Source organism: bacterium (assembly GCA_030247525.1).
Classification (GTDB): Bacteria; Electryoneota; JAOADG01; order JAOADG01; family JAOADG01; genus JAOTSC01.
Genome location: JAOTSC010000136.1, coordinates 1 through 8942, shown reverse-complemented (window position 1 = coordinate 8942; position 8942 = coordinate 1). Strand labels below are relative to the sequence as shown.

General features: G+C 47.9%; 10 protein-coding genes. All 10 read right to left on the bottom strand.

Going from position 1 to position 8942, the window contains the following annotated elements; genetic code table 11:
- Positions 1-453, bottom strand: a 453-nt coding sequence (locus tag OEM52_11575) for a 4-alpha-glucanotransferase (GenBank protein MDK9700775.1), incomplete at its 3' end; no start/stop codon positions are given.
- Positions 454-587: 134 nt separating this feature from the next.
- Positions 588-1766 carry a hypothetical protein gene (locus tag OEM52_11570; GenBank protein MDK9700774.1) on the bottom strand — a complete coding sequence of 393 codons (1179 nt, stop codon included), beginning with the start codon at positions 1764-1766 and terminating at the stop codon, positions 588-590.
- A gap of 11 nt (positions 1767-1777) precedes the next feature.
- Positions 1778-2527: a hypothetical protein gene (locus OEM52_11565; protein ID MDK9700773.1), complete on the bottom strand. Its 750-nt coding sequence runs from the start codon at positions 2525-2527 to the stop codon at positions 1778-1780.
- A 99-nt stretch (positions 2528-2626) separates the two neighbouring features.
- A complete protein-coding gene (locus OEM52_11560; GenBank protein ID MDK9700772.1) occupies positions 2627-3895 on the bottom strand; it encodes an amino acid dehydrogenase in 1269 nt (422 codons plus the stop codon).
- A 147-nt stretch (positions 3896-4042) separates the two neighbouring features.
- Entirely contained in the window at positions 4043-4249 is a 207-nt protein-coding gene (locus OEM52_11555; protein MDK9700771.1) for a cation transporter, read from the bottom strand.
- Positions 4246-5763, bottom strand: a complete 1518-nt coding sequence (locus tag OEM52_11550) for an AAA family ATPase (protein MDK9700770.1) — start codon at positions 5761-5763, stop codon at positions 4246-4248. The genes OEM52_11555 and OEM52_11550 overlap by 4 nt, the downstream gene beginning before the upstream one ends.
- A 55-nt stretch (positions 5764-5818) precedes the next feature.
- Entirely contained in the window at positions 5819-6829 is a 1011-nt protein-coding gene (locus OEM52_11545) for a S1C family serine protease (protein MDK9700769.1), read from the bottom strand.
- A complete protein-coding gene (locus tag OEM52_11540; protein ID MDK9700768.1) occupies positions 6826-7263 on the bottom strand; it encodes a hypothetical protein in 438 nt (145 codons plus the stop codon). Before OEM52_11540 ends, OEM52_11545 begins: the two co-directional genes overlap by 4 nt.
- Positions 7264-7375: 112 nt before the next feature.
- Positions 7376-8053, bottom strand: a complete 678-nt coding sequence (locus OEM52_11535; GenBank protein ID MDK9700767.1) for an RNA polymerase sigma factor — start codon at positions 8051-8053, stop codon at positions 7376-7378.
- A gap of 330 nt (positions 8054-8383) precedes the next feature.
- A partial coding sequence (locus OEM52_11530) for a nitrous oxide reductase accessory protein NosL (protein ID MDK9700766.1) occupies positions 8384-8942 on the bottom strand: 559 nt, incomplete at its 5' end.

The window sequence follows — 8942 nt, the reverse complement described above, 5'->3', positions numbered from 1 at the left end:
TGCTTGCTTACATGCAACAAATACTGCCCACGGCTCAAGCCACGTTTCTTCCTGTTTGCGGTATTGTAGTACACTTATCCAATATTTGCGATTGGCTTTGGCAGCGTGAAATGCTTTATGCAAAAGCTCCCGTTTCCACGGATACACCTCCCCGAAATTCACCCGCGCAGTTGATGCAAACGGATAATTCAAGTCAGCTTCAGTTATCAAACCGTCGGCGAATAACATCTCCGGCGATATCAGCAATGGATTTCCTGCGAATGCACTCAAACAGGCATAAGGTGAGTTCCCAAAGCCCGGAGGATTCAGCGGCAACACTTGCCAGAGTCGGCAATTTGCCGATTCCAACCAATCGACAAATCGGTAGGCTTCCGGGCCAAAATCGCCAATTCCGAACTTACCGGGTAAAGAGGTGGGGTGGAGGAGAATTCCTCCTCGTCGTTCATAACTCATTGATCTGTCCATTGAATGTGTTCTTGACGGGAATATAATCGTATTTGGGCAGTTCCAAAATTCGAAACTTCCAAGTTATGGAGCAAAAAAACCGGACGTCAGGTCCGGTAGAAATGAGAGTAAAGCAAGAAAAACTACAAAATCATCCGAATTCGGCAATAGTCAAACTCTGCTAAATCAATCTCAGTTTGGTTTAATGGGTTTCCCGAAGCATCCGCCATCAAAACAACCCGCGGCTTGTGGGGATCACTCCAATTGGTTTTCTGAACAATGGCGAACCCACCAACTAACTTGCGGTCAGGACAACGCAGAATCTTGATTGTAACACCTGGTGGGAAGAGTGAACAGATGTTTAACCATGTTTCAACAATTTGTGTGTTCAGATCGCTGTTGATTCGGGCGATAACGTTGAGTGCCGCTTCTTCCGGCGACATCGCCACCCCGAAACCTCTGCCGACATATTCATCGAACGATGCTGCTACGCTAACAATCTCAGCCATCGGATACACTGTATTGGATGGGGTGTGTTGTGAGAAATTGGGTCGTTGATTCGTTCCTGTCAAACCTTTGGGGAATCCTTTCCCATCTTGTCGTTCACGATGATGGAGGATTCCGAGACGCGAACGGAAGAATCGGTCTGTACTGGAAGCAAGAACCCGTTCCGATAATTCCGGATACAGCCTGAACAACGATGCTTCTCGTTCATCAAACAGCAACTCATCACGACCTATAAGTTCCGGGAGAAAAAGTTGACCACAACAATGAAACAGTGATGCCAAAACCAACTCAATCAAATCATTACGTCGAAGACCAAACCGGTAACCAAGTAAAACTGCAATCAGAGCCGTATTGATCGAATGATCTGCCAAGTAAGTGGCTTTCCCTTTTAGCAAGAAAGTGTCAAGCGGTTCCATCCCATTTAACTCGAGGTCTTCAATCATCAGTCGTGAGGCGATAACAGCTTCGTTGATGTCGACACTGTTTTGAAAGTCGACATGCTTTTCGATGACTGATCGTAAATGTTCCGGAGGATACTTGGTTCGTTGAACACGGTCGAATATTCGGTGAAATTGTTCTGTAACAACTTTATGAAGGACCGCATCTACCCGAGGAGTAAGAGCAGGAACAATCGTAACTTTTTCACTCTGCGGGGTGTCGACATAGAGGTACTCATAACCCAGTGAGCGAATTTTTGCCATCTCATACTTTTTGAGCGGATACCCTTCGCCAAGCAACAGCAAACCTCGCTCGTCAAAGATCGATTGACCGAGCCGGGTGTTTTCGGGAATCTCATCTAATCTCATTAACTGCATGTTGGAGATTCCTAACCGTTTGTTGAAGTTCGATTCATTGCAAGGGTAATTCGTTCGTTAAATGATTGCAATTCCAATGGTAGCCGCAAAATCTCATCAATGCCCGCTTTGGTTGCTTCCACGACTAGTTCGCGAGTCGCTTCATCGGTGATGAGTATTGTTGTGATGCGCTCGCTCGCTTTTGTTTTTTTGACTCGGCGACAAAACTCAAAATCGTAAGATGAGAAATGAGTGAACGCTAAAAGGACGATTGTTGGAGACACTCTTTTATATGTTTGTTGCAACTCGCGAATGTTTCCCGCGAACACAGCTTGATATCCCATACGCTCAAATTCAGCACTCAAACCTTCTAAATCCTTCGGACGGTCGGAGCCGATTAATGCAAATTTGGAAAAGGGACCGTTAGATTCTCGCTCTGAGACAGTCAATCCTAAACGACTACGGATGTCAGAGACCGAAACTTGGTTGTGTAGAATGGAAGACAATCCTAATGGTGAGAGTTGGAGTCGATCGACATCAGAGCTCTCATCCAGAATCACATGTTTTTCCACAGCGGAGGGCACCCGGTGGAACACCAATTTACGGGCGCTGAAATCATGGGTTAAGTCGACAATCACCCAATCGATTAGTCGTGAGGTTACTTCACCGACAAAAGCTTCGACACTACTCCGAACACGAACCGAACCGTTTGTTCCCGCAAGCGCAGTACCAATCCAGCGAACGACCTCTTGATTATCAGTGAGTAAAACTCCATTCCGCATTCATAAACTCGTTTTGCACACCGGAAAGTAACTCACTTGTGAGACTGGAGCAATAACTCAGCCGGTCACAATGAATTTTGTAACCGGCTGCAATCACATTTATACCGGATAATCATAATCGCCAGTTTTGCGAGCATCTTCCAATTCCTGAGCCGCATGTTCGTAGGCCGCTGTTGCCCAACCTGTTAACTTCGGATTGCTATCCAGTAACATGGCTAACGGACGGTCGATGGTGGCTTCGAGATCAGAGAGGAACTCCTTCTCCTCCGGCATAGCAGGACGATTGGGATCCATCAGAATTCCAAAGAGGCGAGCCGTACCGCAGTTCGCGACAAAATCGGGAATGACCGTAACCTTTTTATCGGCTTCATCGCGAATCTTCGTATTGCCAACAGGATCGCCGACAAAAGGATCATTTGCGCCACTAACGATTACCTTCGCAGGCAATTGCTCTAAATGCTCATGGGAGATCGATTCGCCAATGGCAGCGGGAATGTAAACATCGAAATCGGTTTTCTTGAAGTAAGGTGGAATCACTTCCCCTTTCTTCCGTTCTTTGGTTCCCTCGATTGGAAGGTGTCTTCCTTCGGGACGCTCTGCCATCAGATCCAATACCGGCAAACCTTTGTCGTTCGCTATCCAGCGGTTTTGGTCGTGTAGGGCTACTATTTTCGCTCCCGCTTTTTGGAGGAAATAAGCGGCTAACGCGCCGACTTCGCCGAATCCTTCGATTGCGATTTTCTTCCCCTGAATTGAACCGTGAGTATTCTCATAAAACCAGATGGCCGAATGTGCGACACCGTAACCAGTCATAATGCCACCGATTGTCGGGGCATACCCTTTGATCTTCAGTAACTCGCTGAATCCGTGTACCGGCATGATAATTCCGGTGCGAAGGCGATGTAACAATTCAGTCGTTACCAATTCATTACGTCGGTAATGTCCACGGACGATGCCTTCTTGTGGATGACCCAAACCGTACTGCCATAGGATAGGTAGCACGGTATCATTCAAACCGAGATTCATATCGCCACCTGTACCATAACGGGAGCGCAGTAGCGGCAGTACCGCCTTGTACCAACGTTTAACAACACCGGCTTTATCCGGCGAGGTGGGATCGAACCGGATACCGCTCTTCGCGCCTCCGATTTTTGGGCCAGAGACCGTGAATTTTAGTTCCATGACTTTTGCCAAGCCACGAACTTCTTCCCGGTTCACTTCCTTGCGCATCCGGGTACCGCCGCCAGCAGCACCGTTGCGCAATGAGTTAATGACTGTCCAACCGACTGCGTCGGTTTCGTCGTCGTGCCACTCAAAAACGATGAGTGGTTCGCGATCCATATACTTTGAAAATGCGGATTTCTTCATTGATTCCTCGAGTGGAGTCGGTGCGGTAAATGCGTAACGAACCGATGATGTCGGACGTTACGCGGGGATAATCTGCTGGCTGGATACACTGAGTGATGGCCACTCGGTACAAAATCCATCAGCGTTTCAAAACGAAAGTATTACGAATTACTCAGCTTCAAATCCTGCGTCGACGATTGCCTCAATTAAAGACGTACGGGGCGCTTTTGATTCGTCCCATTCCACTGCGGCGGTGCCAGCAGGGCGGTTTACATCGATTTTGTACGTTCCTGGTACTTTCCGTAACGCCTGTTCGACGGCGGCTTTGCAATGATCGCAACTCATTCCGGTTACTTTGATAACATCGCTTGTCATTCGTTCCCCTCTATCTGCTCTTCCCGCTTGGCAAACGTCGTACGTATCGTTTCATCCAGAAAACGTTGGGAGTTTTGTAGAATCTCAACGGTGATGTCGATTTCGGATTTACCCAATAATGTAAGACCGTAGGGATAATTCTTCAAGAGTTCGGTCAGGATGTTCTCTACCGCTATCCCGCTCGTTCGACTTTTCTCCAACAACCAATGCTCGGCCTCAGCGCCAAACCGCAAGGTTAACGAATGATCGAACAGCATCTTTCGTTGGTATGCCAATACGGAGGAGTGAGTCAAAATTCGTTCGAGCGCATTATTGGGGTTGGTTATTGCTTCTTCATCGAAGAGTAGCTCTGTTACTTTTCCCGGCAGATACTTTTCAAATGGAAGCAATAGACGTTCGAGTACGGCTAATATGCCGCGAGCGCCTGTTCGCTCGGCGAACGCTAATTCGGCAAGCAAATGGAATGCATCATCGGTAAATTCTAAGTTGATCCCGTATGCCAGAAAATCCCGCTTCTTTCCCAAAACAACTGCGCTGGTTGGGGAGCGGAGGATTTGATATAACTCGTCGACGCCAAGTTTGATAAGCTTCGCCATCACCGGGAGGCGTCCGACAAATTCCGTTTCAAAACCAAATGATACCAAATCTTGCGCAACGATGTTTTCCGTCCAGTTATCGTCGCTTCCGACCCGATGCAAATTCTTTCCAAAACCGACAGTACTGCCTTTCATCCGTTTTCGAACGATTTCTTCGAGTTGTTGAAACGCACCACTCACAATAAAGAGAACATTCCGGGTGTTGACTTTTTTCTGTTCCGCTTTCCCTGTTCGCTGCATCTGCATCGCGGCTTCCATCTGCGAAGCGATGTCATGGGGGACTTTCATGTCGACTTCCGTCTCTTCCATGATTTTGAGCAGATTACGCTGGACACCGGTACGGGATACGTCAATCCCCATCGTATTCGATGCAGCGGCAATTTTATCGATTTCGTCGATGTAAATTATACCGCGCTCGGCCGCCGCGATATCGCCGCCGGCGACGTGAACCAATTCACGGACTAAATCTTCAACATCGCCGCCGACATATCCGGTCTCACTGAATTTTGTGGCATCTGCTTTTACGAACGGAACGTGGATGAAATCGGCAATCAACCGGATGATGTACGTTTTACCGACGCCAGTTGGTCCAATCAAGACAACATTCGGTTTTATATTGCCCAGAATGTGGGGCAGTTCAGGACGCTGGCTTTCAAGGCGCATCCGGTTGTAGTGAGTTGCAATTTTCGTGGCAAGGATAGATACTGCATCCGCTTGGCCAATGACAAACTGGTTTAGGTGATGCTCGAGCTCCAATGGGGTTATTGTAAAATTTGTTGGATCGACCGGTTTTTTGTTTACGGGGGGTTCTTCTTTTGTGCCAGCCAATTGCGGTTCGGCGAATGCATCTACCGAATTCTTTAGGAGCTGCTGAATTTCTTGTGGCCGAAAGCCGGGTTCGGAGTTCGATGAACTCATCTGATACTCGATTCTAAAACTCGCTAACGAGGATTTCCTATTGGAATACTCGCAATTACAATTTCCGGAATGGATCACGCTGTGGGTCGTTGGGTGTTCCGACATGGCTCCCAAGTGGGATGTTCACGTCGACACGTTTTCCACCGCGGAGATAACTTACTCCCACGGTTTGTCCCGGTTTCCCGGCAACGGTTACCCGCAAAGATGAGATACGTAGTGTTCGCATCTGATCGCACTCAATAATAATGTCTTCGCTTTTGATACCCGCTTTTTCAGCAGGAGATTCAGGTACAACCTCTTTGACGATGACCCCACCCTCGGCAGTCTCTCCCGAAGGGTTGGGAACTACTCCCAGCACGCCTCGTGGTACGCCACCGCCTCGCTCTAAAAGCGGCAACACTGCTTTGATTGTTCTTAACGGTACAACCGTCCAACTGCCGCTTGATATTGCATGCATTTTGCCATCAACGATCCCGAGCAAACGTCCCGATACGTCGAATACTGGCGCACCCGGTCTTGCCAACATGCTGGGAGCGCTAAGCGCATAAAGCGGCGCATCGTATGGATCGTCACCGCCAAGTGTCGTCTTGCTAAGCATACCGTACATCACGACTGCCCCCGAGATCATCGGAGCAGAGCCGACTAAAATTCCTAACTGACCGGTTGCAACATCGTGCGCACCAATTAATGGAATCGATAGATCCGCTCTTGCTGAGTCGAGACGAAGTAATGCAAGATTCGTTTCCCAGTCGGAACCAATGAGTGTTACAGGGGATCGTCTACCATCAGAGAATTGGGCAACCAACGGTTTGCCGTCCTTGATCGCGGAAGCGGTTGTCAACAACTCGCCATTTATGCCGATTGCCAATGCCGAACCGGAAATTCCGGTTGTCTCTCCATCGTCACCCACTGGGAGCAACAGAACAATTGCAGGGGATAGTGCTCCGGATAGACGTTGAAACTCGCGATCCAATTGCTGCAGTACGCCATCACGTTGTGAACATCCGGTTAGTGATAACTGGATGACGACAACAGAAGTAATCAAAAGCAGCGAGGTTCGTTTCACTTGACTTCTACCGAATGATAAACCGGTAATCCGGTAGAATCACGCTCAATACGTATCGACTCGGGAGTCTGCGGAGTATGAGTGTATGCGGGGGTTTTCAGCAACAAAAGAATTGAGATGATTGCAATAACGCCAAGCAACACCATGCGGACTAAACCGCCATTGCTGTATTGTATGAATGTACAGGGAAGATAAACTGTGCGCCACCGTGAAAGGCGTTCTGAGAAATTCTCAGTACGATTGCAATTGCAAATCACTTTGCTGTGAAAGCCATCCCAAAAGTCCGAATCGGGTTCGAAACCGGGGGATGTTTTTCGTGCAAGATTCTTCTTGGCAATAGCCTCGTTATGCTCACAATCGCAAAGTCTCACTTCGTTAGATTGTCCGGTAGTAGCCGGTTTGAGCGGTTCGTCAGTTTCGTGTTTGGTGTTCATGTGCAAATTGCTGCTATCATTCCTTTCGATTGCATTTTGTGATACGTTGCCTAAAGATAAAAAAACAACCTCCCGATTGGGAGGTTGTTACACAAATTACTTTGATATGATTTTATTTTCGGGCGTATTCTGGATAAAGCTTCAACATTTCATTACGAACGCGCTTTCGGGCTTCATGGAGATACCACCGCAGCGTTACTTTCGGGCAACCCATAATCGCTGCCGCCTCGGCAGGAGTAAAGCCTTCCAAATCGCAAAGTGCAAAAGCGGTTCTTTGATTCGGGTTCAACCGGTCGGCAATCTCGTGAAAGATTCCTGCCAACTCTTTCGACTCGAAGCGGGAAAAACCGTCACCATCGGGATGAGCAATCGTTTCCTGATAGTATTCCGGTTGTTCTTCGATACTATTTTCCAAATTACGCTTCCGGCGCGAGCGCAGAAAGTCGATGCTTGCATTGACTGTCATGCGATATAGCCATGTGAAAAACTTTTTGTCAGCATCGAAAGTGCTTAAACTTCGGAACAACTTGACAAAGACTTCCTGCGATACATCGCGGGCGTCTTCATAATTGCCGATAATCTGGTAGGATATTGCAGCAACCCGTGTCCGGTAACGTTCGACTAAAGTATGGAAGGCCAAGGAGTCGCCTTTTGACGCGAGGGCGATTAGCTCTTTGTCTTCCGCTTCTTTCATATCGCTCCACTGCTTCGCAGACGCAATAGGCTGCTGGCGCGGTAGCGGATATGCTTCAACATTTGGTAAGGTCTGGGCTAAGGTTTGCTTTTTCACAGTATTCCTCTCTTTCCGTTGGATGGTATACGCACATCCTCAATAGTTAGGTTCCCGAGTCCGGGTTTCGTTTAGCCTAATGTACTGTAATTCGGTAGGAATAGTAAAGTTTATACTGTCAAGTGAACGCATTCACAATGTTTGCGTAAAAGAATACTCGTGTATTTACTTATTAATTCAATGTTTATCGAAATTCGCTTGATTTGAGAGATCACTCTTAGAGTAGAATCACTGAACTAACCAAGGCTCAATAGCGCCACTTGCCCAATAAAAAGGGTGACGTTTCATCACCCTTTATCCCAAGTTAACACGCTGCCTTAACGCTTCGTGTCAGCGGACAGGCGCTTGCTTCGATTCGATGACCTTCGGCACGATAATCGAGTCCAAATCAGCCGAATCGGGTTGCACACCTTCTAAATAGGAAAGTACTGATCGCCGCAATCCAAGCATCCTAACAACACCTAATCCCTTATTACTTCTGGCAAATCTCTCGGCTTTCTCTTTTGAATCGAAGGCTGCGACATCGCGTCCGTTTGGACCAATGATATCGTCGCCGAAGACGAAGTAGGCGAATAGCGCGTCGATCCATTTCTTCGTAGTGTAGTCGCGGACCAAAATATCTCCCGAGTGCCGTACTTTCGTACCAATGTACTTATCGGGGTCGTTCACGTAAATCAGGAAATTTTTCATCCCGGCGAAAACGCGCCACTCGCCGCCCCGGTCGAGTTGACAGACCTGCCATTGGGGGTAGTCTTTTACTTTGAACCCGGAAACCGTACAAACCCCTTTGTCAAGTACCCAATCGGGAGGCGTTAACTGCTCGGCTGCTCGGGCGTTGCTGAGCGCGATGGTGCTACTCACGAAGAGTAGCAAGAAAATTCCGTATCTT